At 45.5% G+C, this 426-nt stretch carries 1 protein-coding gene; it reads right to left on the bottom strand.

The genetic code is table 11. The annotated features are described in order from the left end of the window. The coding region (locus tag PZH32_RS14250; RefSeq protein ID WP_428994032.1) for an IS110 family transposase at positions 1 to 345 on the bottom strand (345 nt) is incomplete at its 3' end. Positions 346 to 426: the final 81 nt, after the last annotated feature.

Genomic DNA, 426 nt, shown 5'->3' with positions numbered 1-426 from the left:
GGAATCCTCTGGGATGATGGAAGTCTTAAGAGAAACGTTGAGACCAACAAGGGCAGCCTTTTTCGAGTCGAATTTATCATTATGCAGTTTCCTTATGTTGATATTTGTGCTATTCTTAGTGATGATAGGATTAATGACGGAGCAGTCAAACCCCTTATCACGAAGGAAGCACAGGAGCGGGATATGGTAGATCCCGGTAGACTCAAGGAAGCAGCGGCTTTTGAGAGAATACGTCTCTTGCGCTTCCTTTATTTTTGTGACAGCGAGGTCTCTGGATCTGGGATCAGAATGGACGATCTTAAAGGGTTTCCCGATAAAAGCCCCATTAGGGAGGGCGATAGACATCCATGTAAAATCGGCGCCGACATCGAGGCCGACAGAGAGGTAAGAAGAACTGCCGTCAATCCATGTAAGTAATCTTTTGTA

Source organism: Adlercreutzia equolifaciens (genome assembly GCF_029076695.1).
Taxonomy (GTDB): domain Bacteria; phylum Actinomycetota; class Coriobacteriia; order Coriobacteriales; family Eggerthellaceae; genus Adlercreutzia; species Adlercreutzia equolifaciens_A.
This window is presented reverse-complemented; position numbering and strand designations above follow the sequence as displayed.